At 61.1% G+C, this 26,372-nt stretch carries 19 protein-coding genes; 7 read left to right on the top strand and 12 right to left on the bottom strand.

All coding sequences use genetic code 11. The annotated features are described in order from the left end of the window. Positions 1–98: 98 nt before the first annotated feature. Both glgA and glgP read left to right on the top strand, forming a co-directional pair. Positions 99–1,529, top strand: coding sequence for a glycogen synthase GlgA (gene glgA / locus EGY12_RS06100; protein WP_123892876.1), 1,431 nt, complete (start codon positions 99–101; stop codon positions 1,527–1,529). Positions 1,530–1,674: 145 nt separating this feature from the next. Continuing rightward, the gene (glgP, locus tag EGY12_RS06095) at positions 1,675–4,122 is read left to right on the top strand and encodes a glycogen phosphorylase (protein WP_061872376.1); all 2,448 of its coding nucleotides are present in this window, start codon (positions 1,675–1,677) and stop codon (positions 4,120–4,122) included. A 61-nt stretch (positions 4,123–4,183) separates the two neighbouring features. Here the strand turns inward: glgP and glpD are convergent, their stop codons facing one another. The 5 genes from glpD to malT form a co-directional block, all read right to left on the bottom strand. Then, positions 4,184–5,692, bottom strand: coding sequence for a glycerol-3-phosphate dehydrogenase (gene glpD / locus EGY12_RS06090; protein ID WP_123892875.1), 1,509 nt, complete (start codon positions 5,690–5,692; stop codon positions 4,184–4,186). A gap of 246 nt (positions 5,693–5,938) precedes the next feature. Then, the gene (locus EGY12_RS06085) at positions 5,939–6,697 is read right to left on the bottom strand and encodes a DeoR/GlpR family transcriptional regulator (protein ID WP_004930797.1); all 759 of its coding nucleotides are present in this window, start codon (positions 6,695–6,697) and stop codon (positions 5,939–5,941) included. Between the two features lie 50 nt (positions 6,698–6,747). Further along, the gene (gene glpG, locus EGY12_RS06080; protein ID WP_123892874.1) at positions 6,748–7,584 is read right to left on the bottom strand and encodes a rhomboid family intramembrane serine protease GlpG; all 837 of its coding nucleotides are present in this window, start codon (positions 7,582–7,584) and stop codon (positions 6,748–6,750) included. Positions 7,585–7,754: 170 nt separating this feature from the next. Beyond that, positions 7,755–8,081 carry a thiosulfate sulfurtransferase GlpE gene (gene glpE / locus EGY12_RS06075; protein ID WP_004930790.1) on the bottom strand — a complete coding sequence of 109 codons (327 nt, stop codon included), beginning with the start codon at positions 8,079–8,081 and terminating at the stop codon, positions 7,755–7,757. 82 nt (positions 8,082–8,163) lie between these two features. Then, entirely contained in the window at positions 8,164–10,878 is a 2,715-nt protein-coding gene (gene malT / locus EGY12_RS06070) for an HTH-type transcriptional regulator MalT (RefSeq protein ID WP_060424501.1), read from the bottom strand. A 460-nt stretch (positions 10,879–11,338) separates the two neighbouring features. On the opposite strand from malT, the gene malP reads away from it, so the two are divergent. After that, a complete protein-coding gene (gene malP, locus EGY12_RS06065) occupies positions 11,339–13,744 on the top strand; it encodes a maltodextrin phosphorylase (RefSeq protein WP_123892873.1) in 2,406 nt (801 codons plus the stop codon). Positions 13,745–13,753: 9 nt separating this feature from the next. Continuing rightward, positions 13,754–15,844, top strand: coding sequence for a 4-alpha-glucanotransferase (gene malQ / locus EGY12_RS06060; RefSeq protein ID WP_123892872.1), 2,091 nt, complete (start codon positions 13,754–13,756; stop codon positions 15,842–15,844). 182 nt (positions 15,845–16,026) lie between these two features. Here malQ and nfuA read toward each other — a convergent pair whose 3' ends face one another. Next, the gene (nfuA, locus tag EGY12_RS06055; protein WP_004930777.1) at positions 16,027–16,602 is read right to left on the bottom strand and encodes a Fe-S biogenesis protein NfuA; all 576 of its coding nucleotides are present in this window, start codon (positions 16,600–16,602) and stop codon (positions 16,027–16,029) included. A 58-nt stretch (positions 16,603–16,660) separates the two neighbouring features. Further along, entirely contained in the window at positions 16,661–17,344 is a 684-nt protein-coding gene (gene gntX, locus EGY12_RS06050) for a DNA utilization protein GntX (protein ID WP_123892871.1), read from the bottom strand. 40 nt (positions 17,345–17,384) lie between these two features. Here gntX and bioH point away from each other — a divergent pair, with 40 nt between their 5' ends. Next, a complete protein-coding gene (bioH, locus tag EGY12_RS06045; RefSeq protein WP_123892870.1) occupies positions 17,385–18,155 on the top strand; it encodes a pimeloyl-ACP methyl ester esterase BioH in 771 nt (256 codons plus the stop codon). A 270-nt stretch (positions 18,156–18,425) separates the two neighbouring features. Beyond that, a complete protein-coding gene (locus EGY12_RS06040; RefSeq protein WP_033651745.1) occupies positions 18,426–18,710 on the top strand; it encodes a YdgH/BhsA/McbA-like domain containing protein in 285 nt (94 codons plus the stop codon). A 43-nt stretch (positions 18,711–18,753) separates the two neighbouring features. Here EGY12_RS06040 and EGY12_RS06035 read toward each other — a convergent pair whose 3' ends face one another. The 5 genes from EGY12_RS06035 to greB form a co-directional block, all read right to left on the bottom strand. Next, positions 18,754–18,993 (bottom strand): FeoC-like transcriptional regulator, encoded by a 240-nt coding sequence (locus tag EGY12_RS06035; RefSeq protein WP_123892869.1) that lies wholly within the window; start codon positions 18,991–18,993, stop codon positions 18,754–18,756. Next, positions 18,993–21,308 (bottom strand): Fe(2+) transporter permease subunit FeoB, encoded by a 2,316-nt coding sequence (gene feoB / locus EGY12_RS06030; RefSeq protein ID WP_123892868.1) that lies wholly within the window; start codon positions 21,306–21,308, stop codon positions 18,993–18,995. The genes EGY12_RS06035 and feoB overlap by 1 nt, the downstream gene beginning before the upstream one ends. Before the next feature lie 72 nt (positions 21,309–21,380). Next, positions 21,381–21,605 (bottom strand): ferrous iron transporter A, encoded by a 225-nt coding sequence (feoA, locus tag EGY12_RS06025; RefSeq protein WP_123892867.1) that lies wholly within the window; start codon positions 21,603–21,605, stop codon positions 21,381–21,383. Between the two features lie 606 nt (positions 21,606–22,211). Continuing rightward, positions 22,212–24,545 (bottom strand): Tex family protein, encoded by a 2,334-nt coding sequence (locus EGY12_RS06020; protein ID WP_123892866.1) that lies wholly within the window; start codon positions 24,543–24,545, stop codon positions 22,212–22,214. Positions 24,546–24,702: 157 nt separating this feature from the next. Next, positions 24,703–25,176, bottom strand: coding sequence for a transcription elongation factor GreB (greB, locus tag EGY12_RS06015; protein WP_038878177.1), 474 nt, complete (start codon positions 25,174–25,176; stop codon positions 24,703–24,705). A gap of 230 nt (positions 25,177–25,406) precedes the next feature. On the opposite strand from greB, the gene cbpA reads away from it, so the two are divergent. Continuing rightward, entirely contained in the window at positions 25,407–26,372 is a 966-nt protein-coding gene (gene cbpA / locus EGY12_RS06010) for a curved DNA-binding protein (protein ID WP_123892865.1), read from the top strand.

Raw genomic sequence — 26,372 nt, 5'->3', positions numbered from 1 at the left:
CGGTTCGATGGCTTGCGCAACGCGGCACGCATAACAGCGGCAAGCCTGCTTTATTTCTTATCCAGAGGCCTTCTTAGGGCCGACTTTCAGGAGTGATAATGCAGGTCTTACACGTATGTTCTGAAATGTTCCCCCTGCTGAAAACGGGCGGACTCGCAGACGTGGTTGGCGCGCTGCCGGCGGCGCAAATCGCCGAGGGCGCCGATGTTCGGGTGTTATTGCCCGCTTTCCCTGACGTACGCAACGGCATCCCCGACACTTCGCTGGTGGCGGAAATCGACTCGTTCGCCGGCCGGGTCGGCCTGCGCTACGGCACCTATCACGGTGTGGGTATCTACCTGATTGACGCGCCCTGGCTGTACGACCGGCCAGGCAGCCCGTACCACGATCAATCCATGTACGCCTACCCCGACAACCACCGCCGTTTTGCGTTGCTGGGCTGGATGGCCTGCGAGCTGGCCAAGGGGCTGGATCGCTACTGGCGACCGCAGCTGGTGCACGCCCATGACTGGCACGCCGGCCTGACCTGCGCCTATTTGGCCGCCAACGGCCACCCGGCGCGCTCGGTGTTCACCGTACACAACCTGGCCTATCAAGGGCTGTTCTCCGCTCATCACGTGACCGAACTGTGGCTGCCGGCGTCGTTTTACGATGTCTACGGCCTGGAGTTCTATGGCCAGATGTCGTTCCTCAAGGCCGGGCTGTTTTATGCCGACCACGTGTCCGCCGTCAGCCCGACCTATGCGCGCGAGATCACCCGGCCGGAGTTCGGCTACGGCATGGAGGGGCTGCTGCAGGAGCGGCAGCGGCAGGGCAGGCTGAGCGGCATTCTCAACGGGGTGGACGACAAGATTTGGGATCCTGCCCACGACCCGCGGCTGAGCGCCCGCTATGACGCCGACGATCTGAAAAGCAAGGTCAAAAACAAGCTGCATCTGCAAAAGACCATGGGGCTGAAGGTGGATGAATCGCTGCCGGTGTTCGCGGTGGTGAGCCGATTGACCAGCCAAAAAGGGTTGGATCTGGTGCTGCAGGCGTTGCCTGAGTTGCTGGCGCAGGGTGGCCAACTGGCGCTGCTGGGGGCCGGCGACGCGGTGTTGCAACAGGCGTTTTTGGCCGCCGCCGCCGATTATCCCGAGCAGGTTGGGGTGCAGATCGGTTATCACGAATCCTTCTCCCACCGCATCATCGGCGGCGCCGACGTGATTCTGGTGCCGAGCCGCTTCGAGCCCTGTGGCCTGACGCAGCTCTACGGCCTGAAATACGGCACGCTGCCGCTGGTGCGTCGCACTGGCGGGCTGGCGGATACGGTAGTGGATTGCGCGCTGGAAAACCTGGCTGATGGCACCGCCAGCGGCTTCGTGTTCGACGATTGCGATGCCGTCGCGCTGGGCAACGCCATCCGCCGTGCCATGGTGCTGTGGAGCCGACCGAAACACTGGCGCCACGTTCAGCGCCACGCCATGAGCGTGGACTTCGGCTGGCCGGTAGCGGCGAAAGAGTATCTGTCGCTTTATCAACGTTTGTAGCCCGCGTTTCGCGTCTCGGGTTGGCGCGCGGCGGGCAGCCGTTTGTTTGGGTTGATTGTCGGGGCACGGCGTGCTGTGCCCATGTTCAGCGGGGCCAGCTATTCCACGGCGAATGGCTGGGCTCCCTACAAGGGATCAAAAAGCCATGACTTCACCGTTTAGTTACACCTCACCTACGGTCAGTGTGGAAGCGCTGAAACACTCCATCGCCTATAAGCTGATGTTTATCGTCGGCAAGGATCCGGCCATCGCCAACCGGCACGACTGGCTGAACGCCGTGCTGTTCGCGGTGCGCGATCGCATGGTGGAGCGTTGGCTGCGCTCCAACCGCGCCCAGCTGTCGCAGGACGTGCGGCAGGTGTATTACCTGTCGATGGAGTTTCTTATCGGCCGTACCCTGTCGAACGCGCTGCTGTCGATGGGCATCTATCAGGATATCGACAACGCGCTGAACGAGATGGGGCTGAGCCTGGCGGAACTGCTGGAAGAAGAGAACGACCCCGGCCTCGGCAACGGCGGCCTGGGCCGCCTGGCGGCCTGTTTCCTCGATTCTCTGGCGACGCTGGCGCTGCCGGGGCGCGGCTACGGTATTCGCTACGAGTACGGCATGTTCAAGCAGAACATCGTCAACGGCCAGCAGATGGAGTCGCCGGACTATTGGCTGGAGTACGGTAATCCATGGGAGTTTCCACGCCACAACACCCGCTATAAGGTGCGCTTCGGCGGCCGCGTGCAGCAGGAGGGCGCCAAGGCGCGCTGGCTGGAGACCGAAGAGATCGTGGCCATCGCCTACGATCAGGTGATCCCCGGTTTCGACACCGACGCCACCAACACCCTGCGGCTGTGGAGCGCGCAGGCCAGTAACGAGATCAACCTCGGCAAGTTCAACCAGGGCGATTATTTCGCCGCGGTGGAGGATAAAAACCATTCGGAGAACGTGTCGCGCGTGCTGTATCCGGACGACTCGACCTCATCCGGGCGCGAGCTGCGGCTGCGGCAGGAGTATTTCCTGGTGTCGGCCACGGTGCAGGATATCCTCAACCGCCACTGGCTGATGCATAAAACCTTCGACAACCTGGCGGACAAGATCGCCATTCACCTCAACGACACCCACCCGGTGCTGTCGATTCCGGAGCTGATGCACCGGCTGATCGACGAGCACAAATTCAAATGGCTAGACGCCTGGGAGGTGGTGGAGCAGGTGTTCTCCTACACCAACCACACGCTGATGAGCGAGGCGCTGGAGACCTGGCCGGTTGACATGATAGGCCGTATCTTGCCGCGTCATCTGCAGCTGATTTTCGAGATCAACGATCACTTCCTCAAGATGGTTCAGGAAGTGGCGCCGGGGGACAACGACCTACTGGCGCGGGTCTCGATCATTGACGAAACCAACGGCCGCCGGGTGCGCATGGCATGGCTGGCGGTGGTGGCCAGCCATAAGGTCAACGGCGTTTCCGCCCTGCATTCCGAGTTGATGGTGCAGTCGCTGTTCGCCGACTTCGCCCGATTGTTCCCTAACCGTTTCTGCAACAAAACCAACGGAGTGACGCCGCGCCGTTGGCTGGCGCTGGCCAATCCGCCGTTGGCGGCGGTGCTGGACGATTGCATCGGCCAGACCTGGCGCACCGATCTCAGCCAGCTGAGCGAAATCAAGGCTAACGTCGATTATCCAAGCTTCCTGCAGGCGGTGCAGCGCGCCAAGCGGCAGAACAAAGAGCGGTTGGCGCTGTACATCGCCAAAACGCTCAACGTGGTGGTCAACCCGGACGCGCTGTTCGACGTGCAGATCAAACGCATCCACGAGTACAAACGGCAGCTGCTCAACGTGTTGCACGTCATCACGCTGTATAACCGCCTGTTAGCCGATCCGGATATCGAGCGCGTGCCGCGGGTGGTGATCTTCGCCGGTAAGGCGGCGTCCGCCTACTACGCCGCCAAGCAGATCATCCGTTTGATCAACGACGTGGCCAAAGTGATCAACAACGATCCGCGTGTGCATACCCAACTGAAGGTGGTGTTCATTCCGAACTATGGCGTCAGCCTGGCGCAGATCATCATCCCGGCGGCGGATCTTTCCGAGCAGATCTCGTTGGCGGGCACCGAAGCTTCAGGCACCAGCAACATGAAGTTTGCGCTGAATGGCGCATTAACCATCGGGACGCTGGACGGCGCCAACGTCGAGATGCGTGAGCACGTGGGGGAGGAGAATATCTTTATCTTCGGCAATACCGCCGAACAGGTGGAGGAGCTGCGCCGCAACGGCTACAACCCGCATCAGTATTATGAGCAGGATCCCGAGCTGCATCAAGCACTCACGCAGATCGCCACCGGCGTCTTCAGCCCGGATGAACCCAAGCGCTACAGCAATCTGTTCGACTCGTTGGTCAACCTCGGCGATCACTATCAGCTGCTGGCGGATTACCGCAGCTACGTGGATACGCAGGACAAGGTGGACGAGGTGTATCTCAATCAGGACGAGTGGACGCGGCGCGCGGTGCTGAATATCGCCAACATGGGCTACTTCTCCTCCGATCGCACCATTCAGGAATACGCGGACGAAATCTGGCACATTCAGCCGGTGAAGTTGTAAGGCGGAAGAGAAAGAGTAAAAAAGGGCCGGATAACCGGCCCTTTTTTCGTTACGCTGCGGCTCAGGAAGCCAGAGACAGCGCTTTCGTTTTCGCGTGTTCCGCCAGCCAGGCTTTGACTCGCGCCTGCTGCGCGTCGTCCAGCCACATGCCCAGCTTGGTGCGGCGCCAGATGGCGTCGTCCAGCTCTACAACCCACTCTTTGTCGGTCAGGTAGCGCAGTTCGGCTTCATACAGACCGTGGCCGAAATCTTCGCCCAGATCGGCGAGGCCGTTGGCGCCGGCCAGGATCAGTTCGCTCTGGCTGCCGTAGGTGCGGGCATAGCGGCGCGCCAGGGCTTCCGGCAGCCAGCCGTGTGCACGGCGCAGTTTGGCTGCGTAGCTGTCGCGGTCGCCGTCGATGTCACCGCCCGGCAGGGTGGCGTTTTTGGTCCACGCCGGGCCGCAGCCTGGGTAGTAGTGGGCCAGTTTTTCCATCGCGTGCTCGGCCAGCTTGCGGTAGGTGGTCAGCTTGCCGCCGAAGACCGACAGCAGCGGCGCCTTGCCTTGCTCGTCGTGCACGTCCAGCGTGTAATCGCGGGTGATCGCCTGCGGCGAATCGGATTCGTCGTCGCACAGCGGACGCACGCCGGAGTAAGTCCAGACGATGTCGTCGCGGCCCAGCTGCTTCTTGAAGTGATCGTTGTACACTTTCAGCAGATAAGCGATTTCGTTCTCGTCGATCTTCACGTCCTTCGGATCGCCTTTGTACTCCACGTCGGTGGTGCCGATGATGGAGAACTCGTCGTTCCACGGGATCACGAACACGATGCGGTGGTCTTCATTCTGCAGAATGTAAGACTGCGGCTGATCGTGCACGCGTGGCACCACGATGTGGCTGCCTTTGATCAGGCGGATGCCGTAAGGCGATTTCAGCTTCAGGCCGTCGTCGAAGAAGTTTTTCACCCACGGGCCGGTGGCGTTCACCAGGCCTTTGGCGCGCCAGGTGAAGGTTTTGCCGCTGTCGATATCGACCGCTTCCACCATCCACATGCCGTTTTCGCGCCAGGCGCGGGTCACTTTGGTGCGGGTGCGCACTTCGCCGCCGCGTTTTTCCACTTCCTGCGCGTTCAGTACCACCAGGCGAGCATCGTCGACCCAGCAGTCGGAATATTCGAAACCGCGCTTCAGTTCAGGCTTCAGCACCGACTCTGGTCCAAAGCGCAAACCCTTGCTGCCCGGCAGGCTGGTGCGTTTGCCCAGGTGATCGTACAGGAACAGGCCGATGCGGATCATCCAGGCTGGGCGCAGGTGCGGCTGGTGCGGCAGGCGGAAACGCATCGGGAACGCGATGTGCGGCGCCAGCTTCAGCAGCACTTCACGCTCGGCCAGCGCTTCGCTCACCAGACGGAATTCGTAGTGTTCCAGGTAGCGCAGGCCACCGTGGATCAGTTTGGAACTGGCGGAAGACGTAGCACAGGCCAAGTCTTGCGCTTCCAGTAGCAGTACCGACAGCCCGCGCCCGGCAGCATCCGCCGCGATGCCGGCACCGTTGATGCCGCCACCGATAACGATCAAGTCTTTGGTTTCCACGTCATCTTCCTCCAGATGTTCGAAATAGCTCTTTCATGTTCGTTTTCGCTCATGATTGTAATCAAAAACCAACAAGCAAGCCAAGAGTTAACCAAACAAAAACATTTAGGCGTGATAGAGGTAACAGTTTGGTGATAATAGTCACATAAATGGTATGGATATGGCGCGGGCGCGCAAACGGCTGTCGATAGGGGAATCGGGGGAGGAAAACGGGGCGGCGGCGCGCCCCGCAAGGTTAAGACCGGATCAGCACAGCTCCAGCTGCACGTCGTACTGCTCGATGATTTTCATCACGCTCGGCGGCGGCAACTGGTCGGTAAACAGGTAGTCGATCAGGTTCATGTTTCCCAGGTTGACCATGGCGTTGCGACCGAATTTGGAGTGGTCGGTGACCAGCATCACGCAGCGGGAATTTTCGATAATCGCGCGTTTGGTACGCACTTCGTGATAGTCGAATTCGAGCAGCGAGCCATCCATATCGATGCCGCTGATGCCGAGAATGCCGTAATCGAGGCGGAATTGGGAGATGAAGTCCAGGGTGGCTTCGCCCATGATGCCGCCGTCGCGGGTGCGCACTTCGCCGCCGGCCAGGATCAGGCGGAAGTCTTCCTTGGCGGTCAGCAGGGTAGCGACGTTGAGGTTGTTGGTGACCACGCGCAGGTTCTTATGGTTCATCAGCGCGTGGGCCACCGCTTCCGGCGTGGTGCCGATATCGATGAACAGCGTGGCGCCGTCCGGGATCTGGCTGGCGACGCGCTGCGCGATGCGGGCTTTCTCTTCCGACCACATCACCTTGCGATCGTTATAGGCAGCGTTGACCGAGCTGGAAGGCAGCGCCGCGCCGCCGTGGTGACGCTGGATCTTGTTCTGGTCGGCCAGGTCATTCAAATCGCGGCGAATCGTTTGCGGGCTGACGTCAAAATGTTCGACCAGCTCTTCCGTGCTGACGTAACCCTGCAGGCGCACCAGCTCGATAATTGCGTCATGACGCTGTGTTTGCTTCACGATAATCCCCTAAAACGCCCGCTATGCCCGCTGGGCACAGCTCCCGGCTGTTATTGTTCGTTGTGTGCGCGATGACGCGTATCCCAAAATGCCATCAATAACCCTAACACTAAACCGGCTACGTGTGCCGCGTTGGCGATCGACATTCCTAAAATATCGAAATATCCGGCCACCAGCCACAGCACCGAGAACACCATCAGCCCGCGCGGCAGCATCAGGCCACGCTCCGGCGCCCGTTCACCCGTCAGCCACACATAGCCCATCAGCGCATAGACCACACCCGACAGCCCGCCGAACAGCGCGCCGCTGAACAGCGATTGCGCCCAGCCGCTGAAGAAGGCCGACACCACCGCCAGCACGAACAGCTTGCCGGCACCGAGGCGTTTTTCCATCTGGCCGCCGAGATACCACCACCACATCAGGTTAAACAGGATATGCAGCAGGGAGAAATGCAGGAACGCATGGCTGACCCAGCGCCACAGCTGCGTGTATTGGCTGCTGTCCTGCGGCCAGGAGAGCCAGTACATCACGGCATCGTCGCCCAGCACTTGCATCAGGATGTAGACCGCGATGCACAGCACCATCACGCCGAGCGTCAGCGGCCCGGCCTTGCTGCGCAGGGTGTGCAGATAGGATTCGCTCTGATAGTGCAGCCCGGCGTCGGTATGGCCGGTCTGCCAACTGGCGGCCTGATAACGGCGGTTGAGTGGATCGACCAAAAACTGCTGCAGCTCGTGTTGCACCTGCTCGAGGTGACCGTCGTCGGCCAGCCAGATTTCCGCCGCCTCGCCGCTGTTGCGCAGCTCAAGCCGAATGCCCTGGGTCGCCATATAGTCGACAAAGGCCAGCGCCAGGCGCGGGTTGGATATGGCGATTACTCTAACCATTGCTCTTCCGTCGTAAGTGAATGATTTTGGCCGCGGCTTGCTCGGCGGCGACCCTGACGGCCGATTATAACGTTGAAATCCTGAGCGCTGGCAAACGGATCTGCGAAAAACCCGCGAAAACGCGCACAAAAATGAAGGGAAGCCCGCCGACGCACGGCGGGTGGCGGGAATCAGGCAGAGGTTTCCACGTCTTGCGGATACTGGCGGGCCCAGGCCTCGAAACCGCCGTCGATGCTGTAGACCGCGTCGAACCCCTGGTGCAGCAGGTACTGCGCCGCGCTGCGGCTGCTATTGCCGTGGTAGCACATCACCATCACCGGCCGCTCGAAGTCGTTTTGCTGCATAAAGGCCGACAGGGTGGCGTTGGTGAGGTGGAAGGCGCCCGGCGTATGCCCGGCTTCAAAACTTTGCGGATCGCGGATGTCGACCAGGGCGGCGCTGCCCTCTTTCCAGCGGGTGTACGCCTGCTCAACGTTGATCGCTTCGAACTGTTCCATACTGCTGACTGCCTCGTAATTGGGGGACGCCGCTATTGTAACCAACTCTGCGGCGTTTAAGACCAGAGGGATATCAGGGTTTTTAAGCGCCGTACCCCATCATCTTCAACAGCTGCTGCGCCTGCTGCACCGCCTCCTGGCGATGGGCCACGCCGAGCTTCTGATACAGATTGCGGATGTGCGTCTTGATGGTGGTGGCCGCTACGTCCAGCTCGCCGGCGATCTGGTCATTACTGTAGCCGGAATAGATCAGCCCCAGCACCTGCCATTCGCGCTGGGTGAGCGGACTGGTGCGGATCAGCTCCGGCACCTGCGGATGGGTCAGCAGCTTATCGACGAAGTTCTCGTCAAAATGCGCGAACTTGTGCCGATGATGCTGGTTGATGTCGCGCAGGATGCGCTGGGCGCGATGTTGTTCCAGCTCCGGCAGCGTGTTGAGCTGGATCAGCTGGCGCAGCTGCTGCGCCATCGCTTCGCCCTCGATGACGAAGTGGCTGATGAAACCGGTGCGGTTAGCCAGCGACAGCGCTTCGATCAGCGCCTGCTGCGCTTCGCCCTTGCGCTCTTGCAGCCAGTACAGCTGGTTGCTGAGCAGCAGGTTACGGTTGAGATCGCTCACCAGCCGCAGCCGGCGGGCGTTTTCGTTCAGCTCATCCAGCACCACGCCGGCCTCATCATACTGGCCGAGCAGGATCTGCACCCGCGCAATGTTGCGCCACTGGCCCTGCGTGAAGTGGTTGTCCGCCATGCCGGGTTTTTCGGTGTGGCGCAGCCACTGGGCGGCGGCGGCGGTGTCGCCGGTCATCTGCCAGTGGATCACCCGTGACTTGTCGGTGTTGGTCAGCCAGTCGCGATGGTAGTGGGCGCCGTGCAGCAGGGTTTCACAGCGCTGCAGGTGGGTATTGGCATTGTCCAGATCGCCGCGCGCCAGCGAGCATTTGGCCAGCATGGCGATGCACTGCAGCTGTTGCTGCGGCTGGTAGTTCGCCAGGATTTTCAGCCCGGTGCGCGCCGCGTCTTCCGCCTCGTCCAGCCGCGACCACGACCACAAGATCTGCGCGCGAATGCGCAGCAGGAACTCGTGCATCGGCAGCTGTTCCAGGTGCTGCTCGCGGATCAGTTCGAACGCCTTGTCCTGGGTTTCGTAAGCGGCCTGCAGGAAGCCCTGGGCGATGAGGATTTCGCTCTGCTGCAACAGTGCCCAGAGCGCGTAATGGTTGGCCTGATGGCGACGCGCCATCTGCTCGGTTTGCTGCATCATCGGCAGCGCGCGCGCCAGTTCGCCTTTGCAGTGGTGCACTTCGCCGGTCACCGAGGTGGCGACGATGCGGCTGTAGTAACTGGACAGCGGCAGGAATTTCAACGCTTCGGTCGCCAGCCGTTCGGCCTCTTCCGGCTTGCCGGCGTTGATCGCCACCTGGGCACGCAGGGCGTCGAACTCGGCGTGCAGCGTTTGGTCTATCTCGATTTTCTGTTCGCGCATGGTGCGTTCGGCACGCTCCAGCAGGGTGTTGACCTCGCCGTAGCGGTGCTGGCTCTGCGCCAGCCAGGCCTGCAGCAGCGCCAGCTTGGGATTCTGGATCAGGCGCTCATAGGGCAGCGCGTTGAGGCACTCTTCCAGCAAGGCCAGTTCGCTGTGGTGGAACAGCGACCAGGCGTGTTGCAGCAGGATATCGCGCAGCATGCTGACGTCGCTGGCCGCCAGCGCATGGTGAATGGCCTCCGCCGGATACCCCAGCGCCAGCCAGCCCTCGGCGGCGGCGCGGTGCAACCCCGGCAGTTCCAGCGCCAGCTCCCACTGGCAACGCTGGCGCAGGAAAGAGGCGAACAGCGGATGGAAGTTGAACCATTCGCCGGTGTCGTCCATGCGGTGGATAAACAGCCCCTGGCGCTCCAGCTCCTCCAGCCGTTGCTGGCCGTTGTCTTCGCCGGTCAGCCGCACGATCAGCGCGTCGTTCATCGAGCGCAGCACCGAACAGCGCAGCAGGAAGGCGCGCGCATCGGCATCGACGTGATCCAGTACTTCGTCCACCAGGTAGTCGGACAGGTGGCTGGCATTCAGCCCCGCCAGGCGCTTGGCCGACAGCTGGGCCGATGAGGCGGACTGGCGGGCCGACAGCGCGATCAGCTGCAGCGCGGTGGCCCAGCCTTCGACTTCGTCGCACAGGCGGCTGCTGTCCTGCTGTTCCATCGGCGCCGCCAGGCGGCAGTCGAAGAACTGTTTGGCTTCCTGATGGGTAAACGCCAGCTGCTGCGTGCCCATTTCCAGCAGCTGATCGCGCACGCGCAGATTGGCGATGCCGAGCGGCGGCAGGGTGCGCGAGAGCAGGATCAGCGTCAGGTTTTCCGGCTGATGGCGCAGGAAAAAGCGCATGGCTTCGTGGATAGCGTCGTTGGTGATCAGGTGATAGTCGTCGATCACCAGGTACAGCGGCTGGTGCCAGTCGGCCAGCTCGATAAACAGCTGGGCGAACAGCGCCGACAGGCTGGCGTACTGATGCTTCTGGCTCAGCGCCTCGCTCTTGACGCAGCGGCCGCCGCTGGCCTGCTGCAGCGCGGCGATCAGGTAGCTGGCGAAGCGCTCCGGTTGGTTGTCGCTCTCATCCAGAGAATACCAGCCCAGATCGGCCTTGCCGGCCGCCCATTGGGCGATCAGCGTGGTTTTCCCGTATCCCGCCGGGCAATTGACCAGTGTCAGGCGATAGTTGCCCGCGCTGGCCAGTTTGGCCAGCAGGCGATCGCGGATCACGGTATTTTGCAGCCGTACCGGGCGGCTCAGTTTTGATGGGATCAGCATAGTATTCCAGGGTATAAATCGCGGTTCCCGCCGGGATTGGAGTGGCGCTAATTATTTTATGGTTCGTAATTAATAGCTCCCCCTAACTTCTGCCAACCCTAAACGTATTGCAACAAGCTTCCGCATCGGCTTGGAGTTAAGTTGCTATCGATCACACTTTTTTACGTTTGTTGCCGGCGCGCGGTGATGCGCTGGCGGATCGCATTTCCGGCCATGGACAAAACTTCAGCAGTGCGAATACTTGTGCTAACGTCATGGTTAACGTTCTCAGTGCTCGCCGCACGCGTTGGCGGGCTTTTTTGCATCGTTGCAAGGGAGTCAAACAGTGCCTGAGATCACAATTCCAGCTACGCCCCAATCCTCCTCCCCAGCTAATCCCCAGGCGGGATGATGCCGTCAGGCTTTCTCACCGGCACGATAGCGGCAATTTGACCCACTTACTGGATAGAGAGTTTTCCTTATGTCACAGCCTACGCTCAAGAAGGATGCTTTTCTGGCGGCGCTTGCCCGCCAGTGGCAACGATTCGGCCTCAGTTCCGCACAGCAGATGACGCAGCATCAATGGTGGGAAGCCGTCAGTGCGGCGCTGGCCGAGCAGTTGGCCGCGCAGCCGGCGCCGCGCAAAAGCGCCAAACCGCTGCGCCACGTGAACTACATCTCGATGGAGTTTCTGATCGGCCGGCTGACGGCGAACAACCTGATCAACCTGGGCTGGTACGACACCGTCGAGCAGGCGCTGGCGGAGCAGAACGTCAAGCTGGCGGATCTGCTGGAGCAGGAAACCGATCCGGCGCTGGGCAACGGCGGGCTGGGGCGCTTGGCGGCCTGTTTCCTCGACTCGATGGCGACGGTGGAACAACCGGCTACCGGCTATGGGCTGAACTACCAGTACGGGCTGTTCCGTCAGTCGTTCCTCGATGGGCAACAGCAAGAGGCACCGGATAACTGGCAGCGCGAAAGCTACCCATGGTTCCGCCACAACGCCGCGCTGGCAGTGGACGTGGGCATCGGCGGCAAGCTGGAAAAGCAGGCCGACGGCCGCGAACTGTGGCGCCCGGCCTTCATCCTGCGCGGCGAAGCCTGGGATCTGCCGGTGCTGGGATATCGCAACGGCGTGGCGCAGCCGTTGCGCCTGTGGCAGGCGACCCATCAGCATCCGTTCAACCTGAGCGATTTCAACGACGGCAAATTCTTGCAGGCGGAGAAACAGGGCGTAGAAGCCGACAAGCTGACCAAGGTGCTTTACCCGAACGACAACCATCAGGCCGGCAAGCGCCTGCGCCTGATGCAGCAGTATTTCCAGTGTGCCTGCTCGGTGGCGGATATTTTGCGCAAGCACCATCAGGCCGGCCGCAAGATTGAAGAGCTGCCGAAGTATGAAGTGATCCAGCTGAACGACACCCATCCGACCATCGCCATTCCGGAAATGCTGCGCATTCTGCTGGACGAGTACCAGCTGGAGTGGGAGGCGGCCTGGGCGATCACCAGCAACACCTTCGCCTATACCAACCACACCCTGATGCCGGAAGCGCTGGAGTGCTGGGATGAAAAACTGGTGCGCAGCCTGCTGCCGCGCCATTTCTCCATCATCAAACAGATCAACGCCAGGTTTAAAAAATTGGTGGATAAGCACTGGCCGGGCGATGAGGCGGTGTGGGCCAAACTGGCGGTGCACCACAACAAGCAGGTGCGCATGGCCAATCTGTGCGTGGTAAGCGGCTTTGCGGTCAACGGCGTGGCGCAGCTGCACTCGGACCTGGTGGTGAAAGATCTGTTCCCGGAATATCACCAGTTGTGGCCAAACAAATTCCATAACGTCACCAACGGCATCACGCCGCGCCGCTGGCTGAAACAGTGCAATCCGGCGCTGTCGGGCCTGATCGACGAGACGCTGAAAGTGGAGTGGGCGAGCGATCTCGACGCGCTGCGCGGGCTGGAGAAATTCGCCGACGACGCGGCGTTCCGCCAGCGTTATCAGCAGATCAAACGCGACAACAAGGTGGCGCTGGCCCATTACGTGCACGGCGTGATGGGGTTGACGCTCGACCCGGATGCTATTTTCGACGTGCAGATCAAGCGTCTGCACGAGTACAAACGCCAGCACCTTAACCTGCTGCACATCCTGTCGCTGTATCGCCAGCTGCGCGACAACCCGAATCTGGACATCGTGCCGCGCGTCTTCCTGTTCGGCGCCAAGGCGGCGCCGGGCTACTACCTGGCGAAGAACATCATTTACGCGATCAACCAGGCGGCCGAGAAGATCAATAACGATCCGTTGGTGAAAGATCGCCTGAAAGTGGCGTTCATTCCCGACTACCGCGTGTCGGTGGCTGAACTGATGATCCCGGCGGCGGATATCTCCGAGCAGATCTCCACCGCCGGTAAAGAGGCCTCCGGTACCGGCAACATGAAGCTGGCGCTGAACGGCGCGCTGACGGTCGGCACGCTGGACGGCGCCAACGTCGAAATCGCCGAGCAGGTGGGCGAAGACAATATCTTTATCTTCGGCAATACCGTGGAGCAGGTGAAGGCGATACTGGCGAAGGGCTATGATCCGCTTAGCTATCGCAAGAAAGACAAGCACCTGAAGGCGATTCTGGACGAGCTGGCGAGCGGCATGTTCAGCCACGGCGACAAGCACGCGTTCGACATGATGCTGCACAGCCTGCTGGAGGGCGGCGATCCCTATCTGGTGCTGGCGGACTTCGCCTCGTACTGCCAGGCGCAGCGCCGGGTCGATGAACTGTACCGCGATCGGGATGAATGGACGCGGCGGACTATCCTTAACACCGCGCGCGTCGGCATGTTCAGCTCGGATCGCTCGATTCGCGATTACCAGCAGCGCATCTGGCAAGCCAAACGTTAAGGAGAGCGAATGGATCGTAAGCGTATCGATCAGGCGGCGGCGCAGGCAGGGATCGCTGCCGATTTCATCAATGCCCACGGCAAGCGGCAGGCGATTGAACCGGAGACCAAGCGCAAGCTGCTGGCGGCCATGAACCGGGCCGATGCCGCGCAGGAAGACGCAGCGTTACCGTTACCGGCGGTCAAGGTGTTCTATCAGGGCGCGCCGCTGGCGCTGACCCCGACGGGCGAAGGCGAGTACCTGTGGGCGCTGCAGCGTGAAGACGGCGAATGTCTGCAGGGGCGCGTCGGCGCGCGCAAGACCCTGACGCTGCCGGGCGATCTGCCGGCCGGTTACCACCAATTGACGCTAAGCCAAGGCGCGCAGCAGTGGTCATGCCGCGTGATCGTCGCGCCAAGGCGCTGCTTCGAGCCGGACGCCTTGTTGACCGGCAAGAAACTGTGGGGCGCCTGCGTTCAGCTGTATACGCTGCGCTCCGATCGCAACTGGGGCATCGGCGATTTCGGCGATCTGCGCCTGATGGTGGAGCAGGTGGGGGAACGCGGCGGCGCCTTCGTCGGCCTCAATCCGATTCATGCGCTGTATCCGGCCAACCCGGAGAGCGCCAGCCCCTACAGCCCCTCGTCGCGCCGCTGGCTGAATCTGGCGTATATCGATGTCAACGCAGTGGAGGATTTCCAGCGCAGCGACGCGGCGCAGCGCTGGTGGCAGAAGCCGGCGACGCAGAAGCAGCTGGCCAAGGCGCGCGCTGCGGAGTGGGTGGATTACACCGCCGTGATGCAGCTGAAGCTGGCGGCGCTGAAGCTGGCGTTCCCGCTGTTTGAGGCGCGCAAACCGAACGATACGCAGCGTCAGGCGTTCGAACAGTTCGTGGCTGAGGGCGGCGACAGCCTGTATCAGCAGGCGGCGTTCGATGCGCTGCACGCTCATCTGGCGGCCAACGATGCCAGCCAGTGGGGTTGGCCTGCCTGGCCCGAGCGCTATCGGCATGGGCAAAGCGAAGCGGTGCGGCAGTTCTGCGACGAACATCAGGACAGGGTTCGCTTTTACCTGTGGCTGCAGTGGCTGGCGGTCACGCAGTTTGCACAGTGTTTTGAGCAGAGTCAGCAGCAACAGATGCCGATTGGCCTGTATCGCGATCTGGCGGTTGGAGTGGCGGAAGGCGGGGCGGAAACCTGGTGTGACCGCGAGCTTTACTGCTTGAAAGCATCGGTCGGAGCACCGCCGGACATCCTGGGGCCGCTGGGGCAAAACTGGGGCCTGCCGCCGATGGATCCGCACGTAATGGCGGCGCGCGGTTATCAGCCATTCATCGATCTTTTGCGCGCCAACATGACCCACTGCGGCGCGCTGCGCATCGATCATGTCATGGTGCTACTGCGGCTGTGGTGGATCCCTTATGGCGAAACTGCCGATCGCGGCGCCTACGTCAAATACCCGGTGGACGATCTGCTGGCGGTGCTGGCGCTGGAAAGCCAGCGCCACCGCTGCATGGTGATCGGCGAGGATCTTGGCACGGTGCCGGTGGAGATCGTCGGCAAGCTGCGCGACAGCGGCGTTTACTCATACAAAGTGCTGTATTTCGAAAGCGACGCTGAACACCATTTCCGCGCGCCGCAGGCGTACCCGGTGCAGGCGATGGCGACCATCACTACCCACGATCTGCCGACGCTGCGCGGTTACTGGCAGAGCGGTGATTTGACGCTCGGCAACCGGCTGGGCCTGTATCCGGACGCGGAGATTCTGCAGGAGCTGTTCGCCGATCGGGAACGCGCCAAACAGGGGCTGCTGGATGGACTGCATCGCTATGGCTGCGTGCCGCAGAAGGTGGGCAAGAAGGCGGCGCTGCTCGGCATGAGCCCGCTGCTCAACCGCGGCCTGCAGCGTTATGTCGCCGACAGCGCCAGCGCCTTGCTCGGCCTGCAACCGGAAGACTGGCTGGACATGGCCGATCCGGTCAACATTCCCGGCACCAGTGACCAGTACCCTAATTGGCGACGCAAGCTGACCCAGACGCTGGAAGAGATGTTTGCTGACCCGCAGATAAACCGGCTGCTGAAGGATTTGGACAAACGGCGGCGCAAGGTGTCGGTGGGGTGACGATGGCGTGTCGTTGTATTAAGACAAAGGATGAAGACCGTAGCCCTATCCAAATAATGGATACCCGAATTAATTGGAGTTGCAGCTAGGCGGCAAGTGCGTAAATCCCCAGGAGCTTACTTAAGTAAGTGACTGGGGATTTACGCAGCCAACAACGCTGCAACTTCAAGTAAGAAGGGGAATCAGTAGTAAGAGTGCTCGCCGCGCTGATGCTCGGTCAAATCACGCACGCCCTTCAGTTCCGGGAACTTCTGCAGCAGCTCTTTCTCGATGCCTTCTTTCAGCGTAACGTCGACCATCGAGCAGCCGTTGCAACCGCCGCCGAACTGCAGGATAGCCATGTTGTCGTCGGTGATCTCCATCAGCGTCACGCGGCCGCCGTGGCCCGCCAGCTGTGGGTTGATCTGCGACTGCAGCACGTATTCCACGCGTTCCATCAACGGCGCGTCGTCATCGACCTTGCGCATCTTGGCGTTCGGCGCTTTCAGCGTCAGCTGAGAACCCAGCTGATCGGTCACGAAGTCGATTTCGGCGTCTTCCAGGTACGGCGCGCTCAGCTCATCGACATAGGCGGACAGTTTGTCGAACTTCAGTTCGGTATCCGTCGCTTCTACCGCGTCCGGCGGGCAATAAGAGACACCGCATTCGGCCGTCGGCGTGCCCGGGTTGATCACGAATACGCGGATTTGGGTGCCTTCTTCTTGATTTGCCAGCAGTTTGGCAAAGTGTTCCTGTGCAGCATCTGTTATACGGATCATAGCATTAGCTCAATAGTTGACTTCTATAGTCGGTTATAATACGCCCATTGCCGTAGCACTACAACGTGCGGCAAACGCACCATATCTGCACCGAGGCGGCGCCTTGCCGCCGCAGCAGCGCCGCGATCTCCGTAACGGTGCTGCCGGTGGTCACCACGTCATCCACCAGGGCGATATGCCGGCCGGCGACCGATGCCGTGCAGACGAATGCACGCTGCAGATTGCGTCTGCGCGCCCCGGCGCTCAGCCTCTGTTGCAGGGCGGTTTTGCGCACTCGGCGCAAGGCGGCGGGCCGATAGACGCAGCCCAGCCAGCGCGCCAACGGCCGGGCCAGCAGGTCGCTCTGATTATAGCCGCGGCGCCAGCAGCGCGTTGCATGCAAGGGTACCGCTAAAATCAGGTCGGGTCTGTTCAGATACTGCTCTCTGCGTGCCTGCTGCCAGCGCAACAGCATCAGGCGCGCCAGCGTTGGCGCCAGTTCGGGCGCGCGATGGAACTTGAACCTTTTTACCAGCCGGCTGAGCGGGGCCACGTAGTCGCCGACGAACACCAATCGTTGCCAGGGCGGCGGCCGTTGCAGGCAGCGGCCGCAGGGCGTTTGCGTCGCCCCGGCGGGCAAGCCGCAGCGTGGGCAACACGGTGGGCTTACCGGCAGATGGCGCAGGCAGCAGCTGCAGATGCCATGACGTATCAGGCTCAACGGCTGTCGGCATAGCCAACAGCGGCTGCGGATTGATAGCATAGAGCCTCCGAGACGGGTGATCATGAAAGGACAATAACCAATGACAGCGCTGTACTGGCAAACAATAGGTGAAGGCGAACGCGATCTTGTGCTGCTGCACGGTTGGGGCTTGAACGCCGAAGTGTGGAGTTGCATTCAGGCGCGACTGGCGCCGCATTTTCGCCTGCACCTGGTCGATCTGCCGGGTTATGGCCGCAGCCAGGGATTCGGCGCACTGTCGCTGGAGCAGATGACGGAAATCGTGCTGGCGGCCGCCCCACAGCAGGCCTGGTGGCTTGGCTGGTCGCTCGGTGGGCTGGTGGCCAGCCAGGCGGCGCTGATGCAGCCTGAGCGGCTCAAGGGGCTTATCACCGTGGCCTCTTCGCCGTGCTTTGCCGCCCGCGATGAGTGGCCGGGTATCCGTCCGGACGTGTTAAGCGGTTTCCAGCATCAGCTGAGCCTGGATTTCCAGCGCACCGTCGAGCGTTTTCTGGCGTTGCAGACGCTGGGTACCGAGAGCGCGCGTCAGGATGCGCGTCAGCTGAAAGCGGTGGTGCTCAACCAGCCGACGCCGAGCGTCGAGGTGTTGAACGGTGGGCTGGAGATCCTGCGCACCGCCGATCTGCGTACGCCTTTGGCCGCGCTGGAGCTGCCGCTGCTGCGGATCTACGGCTATCTGGACGGGCTGGTGCCACGCAAGGTCGCCGAGCTGCTCGACGCCGCTTGGCCGAATTCTACGTCGCAGGTCGTGGCCAAAGCCGCTCATGCGCCGTTTATCTCTCATCCCGACGAATTTGTGACGATGATCGAAGCGTTTATTGCAGCACATTGAATGCGGCGGGAAAACGCACGATAGAGCGCGAAAAAAAACGCCGCCGGGTGGATAAAAGACAAAGCTGTTCAATACTTAGTGAGTCAATGCGTTGGCTGAAAAATGAAAAGACCGCGTGCGGCGATTTTCATTTTGGCGTTTCGTCTCTGGGAAACAGGCCCCGTCAGGGAAAGCAACGAGGCCTGAGGATGTCGCGGCAGCCTGCGGTACTACGCATGGATTCTGGACGGCTTTCATAACAGATAAATTATCCATTGAGAGGTTAGTGTCATGAAATCATTGAAGATGATTATTGCAGCGGCAGTGCTGGGTTCGGTGTCTTTCGGCTCCATGGCGGCAACCCTGCTGACCAAGGAAGATCTGGATAAGAACCCGGGTAAATATGAGAAGATCGGCACCGTGACCACCACGGCGCAGACTACGTCGCCGATGGATGCCAAGGAAGAGCTGTCCAAACTGGCGGACGAAAAGGGTGGTCAATACTACGTGATCCTGGCAGGCCGTGAGCATGGCAAATTCAGCGCCATCGCTGAAGTTTACAAAGATAAGCAATAAGCCTTGAATGGCAAAGGGGCGCCCGCAGCGGCGCCCCTGATCGTTAGGCCTTCAGCCGGTAGAACACTGTGCTGCACCCCTGACCCTGCGGGCAGCTTTTGCAACTGCCGCTCAGACAGGCGCCGTCATCCTGTTCGATGCGCTCCACCTTTCCCATCGCCGCCAAACGGTCCAGCATCGCCTGCACCAGCGGCAGCGGCGTCGCCAGCGATTGGCTGAGCTGCTGCGCCTGGGCGCTGCCGAGCAGCGCCAACGCATCGCGCACCTGCAGCAGCCCGGCCATCAGTGACAGCTCCCTTTGGCGTCCTGACAGCAGGCCGCCGGCGTCGCGTTGCCCAGGCGCACCGTAACGCGGCTGCGCGCCCGGCGCAGGCCGAACAGCACCAGCAGATTCACCACCACTACCACCAGGATCGCCGTCAGGCTGTACTGCGGGTGTTGGTTGAAGGTGGCTACCTGATAGAACAGCGTCGCCAGCGAGTAGGCCACGTTCAGCCCCCACAGAATGGAGAAGGTCATCCAGCCGCGGCTTGACTCACGGGCGATGGCGCCCATCACCGAGACGCAAGGCACATACAGCAGCACGAAGATCAGGTAGCTGTAGGCGGAGATGCCGGAGCCGAATTTGCTGCTCATCACGCCCATCGAGCCGACGCCCATCTCGCCGTCGCCTTTGCTGGCTTCGATCGGATTGGAGAGTACGCTCAGGCTGAAGGTGTTTTTCAGGCCGTCCCAGGTTTCGTTCAGCGCGCCGCCCAGCTCATCGAGCAGGTTGAAGTTGGCGGCGTCGAACGCCTCTTTGTTGATGTGCTCGGCGGTGTACAGCGTATTGAGCGTGCCGACCACCACTTCTTTCGCCATCGCGCCAGTCACCAGACCGACGGTGGCCTGCCAGTTATCGCTGTGGACACCCATCGGCTGCAGCAGCGGCGTCAGCACCTTGGAGACCGAGGCCAGCGCGGAGTCGTTGATATTGTCGACCGTCTTGCCGCTGAACGAGAAGCTGTTAAGGCCGCCGATGAACATGCTGGCCACCACGATCACCTTACCGGCGCGCAGCACGAAGCCTTTCAGCCGCTGCCAGGTTTGCAGCAGCAGGCTTTTCAGGTGCGGCACGTGGTAGACCGGCAGCTCCATCACGAATGGCGAGGCTTCGCCACGCATGATGGTGTATTTGAGCACCAGACCGGTCAGGATCGCCACCGCAATGCCGAGCATGTACAGCGAGAACACCACCCCGGCGCCGTCCTGGCCGAAGAAGGCGGCGGCGAACACCGCAAAGATCGCCAGACGGGCTCCGCACGACATGAACGGCGCCATCATGATGGTGATCAGGCGCTCGCGCTGGGCGTCCAGCGTTCGGGCGCCCATGATGGACGGCACGTTGCAGCCAAAGCCGACGATCAGCGGCACGAAGGATTTGCCCGGCAGCCCGAGCGCCTGCATCAGGCGATCCATCACGAACGCCGCGCGCGCCATGTAGCCGGAATCTTCCAGGAAGGACAGGAACAGGTACATCATGCCGATCTGCGGCACCAGCGGCAGCACGGTGTTGATGCCGCCGCCGACGCCCTGCGCCAGGAAGACGGTCAGCCAGTCGGGGAAGTGGAGGGTGTAGCCGAGCCACTGAATGCCCTGAATGAAGATCGCCGCCGAGCCGATATCGAAGATCGGCTGCAGTGCGCCGCCGATGTTGATCGCCAGCAGGAACATCAGGTACATCACCAGCAGGAAGATCGGCACGCCCAGCCAGCGGTTGAGGATCACTTTATCCAGCATCTCGGTCAGGCGATTGGGCATCGCCTGCTGCGAGTTGCTGACCGCGTCGCACAGCGCGGCGATAGACTGGTAGCGCGCGTCGGCGATCACCAGCGCCGGGTCTTCTTGCTGCTGCTGTTGCAACGCTTGGGTCGCCGCAGGCAACAGCGCGACGGCGGGGCCGGCCAGCCGGTGGCTGTAAATGTCGCCTTCCAGCATCTGCAGCGCCAGCCAGCGGCGCTGCACCGCCGGCAGCGTTTGCGGCATGGCGTCGCTCAGCGTGGCGACCTCTTTCAGCAACAGCGGCGGGTAGTTCACCAGCGCCTGCTGTTCGTTGATGCGATGATTGTCGATCATCTGTTTCAGCACGCCGATGCCATCGGCGCGGGTGGAGACCATCGGCACCACCGGGCAGCCGAGGCGCGCCGAGAGCGCGGCGACGTCGATATCGATATGCTGACTTTTGGCGATGTCGAGCATGTTCAGGGCCACGATACAGGGAATGCCCAGCTCCAGCAGCTGCAGCGTCAGATAGAGGTTGCGCTCCAGGTTGGAGGCGTCGACCACGTTGATCAGCAGATCGGCGTCGCCGCTCAAAATATAGTGGCAGGCGATCTGCTCATCGAGCGAGGTTTGCTCTGAAATGGTGGTCAGGGAATAGGTGCCGGGCAAATCGACCAGCCGCACGTCGGACTGCGGGGTGGTGAAATGGCCTTCTTTGCGTTCGACCGTCACGCCCGCCCAGTTGCCGACCCGTTGGCGTGCGCCGGTCAGCTGGTTGAACAGCGTGGTTTTGCCGGAGTTCGGGTTACCGATTAAGCCGATGGTGAGTTTTTTCATAATTCAGCGTGTCGTCTTCAAGGAGAACAGCGCCGGCGCAAGGGCGCGACGGCAAACGGATGGCGTGCCGGCTCAGGAGTGGCCGTCGAGCTGCAGCAGCGCCAGATCCTTCCTGCGCAGCACCAGGCTGACGCGGCGGGTTTTAATTTCTATCGGATCGCCCAGCGGTGCGACGCGCACCACTTCGAACGAAGAGCCAGGCAACATGCCGAGTGATAACAGTTTCTGGCGATAGGCCGGCGCAATTTCGCTGGAAAAGCCGGCGATCTTATAAGTGTGTTTCGGTTGAAGATGCATGTGATTAACCTTTCGGGAACCGATGGTATTCGGACTGATGATTCTTGGACGTAGCCGGCGAAAACTCCGCACCGTCGGCGTTATTCATCCATAAGGTCATGCAATAATACGGAACGCAATAATAGTGAGAACCATTATCACATTCAATAGAAAAAGTAGGGGTATTGGTAACCAATTATTATCACCTTGTCGCTGTTACGCGACAGGGCTGCTATAGCCGTTGTTTTACCACCGGCACGGGCGTGCAGCAAATGAGAATGACGCGTTAAATCGGTTGCATTATTGCGGTGAATTTTTCCTGATTGCAAACGCGATAGCGTATTCTTTCGTTTGGGTTAGCGAGGCGAAGAATATTAATAACATTCTTTACGCTGAATGCGAGCGGTAACTATTTGTGTTTCACCCATAATGTGTGAAATGAAAATGCATTGTTAATCGCGGTGTTAATAATTCGGCGCAGCGTGAAGTGAATCAGGTGATTTATGAGAACCAGGTCACAAACGGGGCGGAAATAAAAAGATGAAGGTTTATTGAGACGGGTCAAACAATGCCGCAAGTTTTATTCATCAGCAAGGGCGGAGCAGGCTCCGCCCTATCGGTTCTGACTTAGCGTTTCTTACCGAACGCCGCCGCCAGCGCATCACCCATGGCGCTGTTGCCGGCCGGCGCTGCGCTGCGTGGTTTGGCCTTGTTGGCGCCCGCCGAACGGCTGGCGTTGTCGCGCGTCTGCGCAGGCGCGTTGCCGCCGCGGCGCGGTGAACCTTCGCCCGGCTGCTCATCCAGGCGCATGCTCAGCGCGATACGTTTACGCTGCAGATCGACTTCCATCACCTTCACTTTGACGATGTCACCGGCCTTCACCACGGTGTGCGGATCTTCAACGAACTTGTCCGCCAGCGAGGAGATGTGTACCAGGCCGTCCTGGTGCACGCCGATATCCACGAAGGCACCGAAGTTGGTGACGTTGGTCACCGATCCTTCCAGGATCATGCCCACCTGCAGGTCGTTGAGGGTTTCCACCCCTTCGGCAAAGGTCGCAGTTTTGAACTCCGGACGCGGATCGCGGCCTGGTTTCTCCAGCTCTTTCAGGATGTCGGTGACCGTCGGCACGCCGAACTTGTCGTCGGTGAAATCGACCGCTTTCAGGCTGCGCACCGCCGAGGCGTTGCCCATCAGATCCTGCAGCGCCTGTTCGGTAGCGGCCAGAATGCGCTGAACCACCGGGTAGGCTTCCGGGTGAACGGTGGAGGCGTCCAGCGGGTTGTCGCCGTGGTTGATGCGCAGGAAGCCGGCGCACTGTTCGAAGGCTTTCGGCCCCAGACGGCTGACCTTCAGCAGCTGTTCACGGTTGCTGAAGCGGCCGTTCTCGTCGCGCCAGTTGACGATATTTTGCGCCATCATTCGCGTCAGGCCGGCCACGCGGGTCAGCAACGGCACCGACGCGGTGTTCAGGTCGACGCCGACGGCGTTCACGCAGTCTTCCACCACCGAGTCCAGCTTCTTCGCCAGTTGGCTCTGGCTGACGTCGTGCTGATACTGGCCGACGCCGATGGATTTCGGGTCGATCTTCACCAGCTCCGCCAGCGGATCTTGCAGGCGACGAGCGATGGACACCGCGCCGCGCAGCGACACGTCGAGATCCGGAAACTCCTGCGCCGCCAGTTCGGAAGCGGAATACACCGACGCCCCCGCTTCGCTGACGATCACTTTCTGCGCCCGGACTTCGCCGAACTGCTTTTGCAGGTCGAGATAGAAACGCTCGGTTTCACGCGATGCGGTGCCGTTGCCGATAGCCACCAGCTCCACGTTGTGTTTGATGCACAGTGCCGCGACGATGGCCGCGGCTTTGGCCGCTTGCCCGGTATGCGGGTAGACGGTGTCGGTGGCCACCAGCTTGCCGGTCGCGTCGACCACGGCGACTTTCACCCCGGTGCGCAGGCCCGGATCGAGGCCCATGGTGGCGCGCATGCCGGCCGGCGCGGCCATCAGCAGATCATGCATGTTGCGGGCGAAAACGTTGATCGCTTCGTCTTCCGCGCGTTCGCGCACCGTGCCCATCAGCTCGGTTTCCAAGTGCAGCAGCACCTTGATGCGCCAGGTCCAGTTGACCACCGCCTTGCGCCAGGCGTCGGCCGGGGCGTTGTTCAGGCGCAGGTTAAGGTGATTGATGATGATCAGCTCCGCCTGGCTTTCGCGCGGCGCTTCCTCAAACTGCGGATCGGCGTTCAGCGCCAGCTGCAGCACGCCTTCGTTGCGGCCGCGGAACATCGCCAGCGCGCGGTGCGAAGGCACCTGGGAAATCGGTTCGTGGTGATCGAAATAGTCGCGGAACTTGGCGCCTTCTTCTTCCTTGCCCTCGACCACTTTGGACACCAGATGGGCGTTTTTCCACAGGTAGTCGCGCACCTTGGCCAGCAGCGTGGCGTCTTCGGCGAAGCGCTCCATCAGGATATAGCGCGCGCCGTCGAGGGCGGCTTTGACGTCCGCCACGCCCTTGTCGGCATCGACGTAGCGTTCAGCCAGCTGTTCCGGCTGCTGTTGCGGATCCTGCCACAGCGCGTCCGCCAGCGGTTCCAGACCGGCCTCGATGGCGATCTGGCCGCGGGTGCGGCGCTTCGGTTTGTACGGCAGGTAGAGGTCTTCGAGTTCGGTTTTGCTCAGCGTGGCGTTGATCGCCCCCGCCAGTTGTTCGGTCAGTTTGCCCTGTTCATCGATCGACTTCAGGATAGTCTGGCGACGATCTTCCAGTTCACGCAGATAACCCAGGCGGGTTTCCAGCTGGCGCAGTTGGGTGTCGTCCAGGCCCCCGGTGACTTCCTTACGATAGCGTGCAATAAAGGGCACGGTATTACCTTCATCCAGCAGACGGATGGCGGAGTCGACTTGCTCCGGCCGGGCCTGCAGTTCTGTTGCAATAATGCGGCTCAGTGGGTCATTCATAGGTCTGGTATCTGTATTGAGAACGGTGAATAAACAGGGGACAGTTATACGGATTGATCGCGGAAAATGCCAGCGGAGCGGGCCGCCGCCGCGCGGCCGCGGCGTGGAGAACAGCGCAGGCGGCGGCGTTGGCGGCGGTTCGGAAAAAGCTGAAAGCTTACTTCGGGTAGTCTATCTCGTTCACGTACCACTGCGCCTCGCCCAGCGGCGTATTGACGGTGGCGACGTCCCCGACCTCTTTTTTCAGCAGGGCGCGCGCCATCGGCGCGTCGATGGAGATGTAATCCTTGCGGCCGAAGATCTCGTCGTAACCGACGATGCGAAAGCGTTTGGTCTCGCCGTCTTCGTTCTCTACTTCCACCCAGGCGCCGAAGAACACTTTGCCTTCCTGCTGCGGTGAGTAATCGACGATTTTCAACTGCTCCAGGCATTTGGTCAGATAGCGGACGCGGCGGTCGATCTCGCGCAGTCGCTTCTTGTTGTACTGGTAGTCGGCGTTTTCGCTTCTGTCGCCCAGGCTGGCGGCCCAGGTCACTTTCTTGGTCACCTCGGGGCGTTCTTCGCGCCAGAGGTAATCCAGCTCTTGTTTGAGCTTGTCATACCCTTCACGGGTTATCAGTTGAGTTCTCATCGTGATTTATCTTTAAGGGGCCACCGCCACAGTGTACGTGAATGCGAGAGGCTTTAGAAATGGCGCGCGGGCCTGCGCGTTGTCGCACGGTTTTTATTCAGTTTGCGCAGCTTTTAACAATCGGGAGTATGCTTAGCGATAGCGGAAAAGGAATGTGACGAAAGGAGGATATCTGGCGAGAGAGACAAGGAATTTTGGCGCACAACCCAACACATTGAAGGTATTACCGCATGGAATTTAAAGATTACTACGCAACGATGGGCGTCGAGCCCAACGCCGATCTGAAAACCATCAAAACGGCCTACCGCCGGCTGGCGCGTAAATATCACCCTGACGTGAGCACCGAAGAAGATGCCGAGAGCAAATTCAAGGAGCTTGCCGAAGCCTATGAGGTGCTGAAGGACGAAGAGCGCCGCGCCGAGTACGATCAGATCCGGCTGCACCGTAACGATCCGAACTTTGGCCGCCAGGCGCGCGGCGATCGCGGCGGCTATCAGCAGAGCGCTTCATGGCACGGCGGCGGCGGCGCCGACGCGCAAGACTTCTCCGATTTCTTCGAAAGCATGTTCGGCGGGCGCGCGGCGGGCGGGCACCGTTCCGCTTCGCACTCGCACGGCGGGCATGGTTTCCGCGGCCAGGATCTGGAGATGGAGGTGCCGCTGTTCCTCGAGGAAACGCTGCATGGCCAAAGCCGCGAGATTTCCTACAAGCTGCCGGTGTACGACGAGCTGGGGCGGCAGGTGAGCGAAGCCAGCAAAACGCTGAACGTGAAAATCCCGGCTGGCGTGGGCGACGGCGAGCGCATTCGCCTCAAGGGGCAGGGCGTTGCCGGCGTGGGCGGTGGCCAGAACGGCGACCTGTATCTGGTCATCCGCCTCGCGCCGCATCCGCTGTTCGAGATTGACGGCCACAACCTGAGCATCGTGGCGCCGCTCGCCCCGTGGGAAGCGGCGCTGGGGGCCAGCATCGAGGTGCCGACGCTGACCGGCAAAATCGCGTTGACCGTGCCGGCCGGCAGCCAGAGCGGCAAACGGCTGCGGGTCAAGGGCAAGGGGCTGGCGGGCAAGAAAGAGCCCGGCGATCTGTATGTCATCCTCAAGGTGGTGATGCCGCCGAAGCCGAACGAGAAGGCCAGCGCCCTGTGGCGAGAGCTGGCTGAACAGGCGGCGTTCAACCCGCGCGCGGAATGGGAGTAA

The sequence above is a fragment of the Serratia sp. FDAARGOS_506 genome (genome assembly GCF_003812745.1).
Lineage (GTDB): Bacteria > Pseudomonadota > Gammaproteobacteria > Enterobacterales > Enterobacteriaceae > Serratia.
This window is presented reverse-complemented; position numbering and strand designations above follow the sequence as displayed.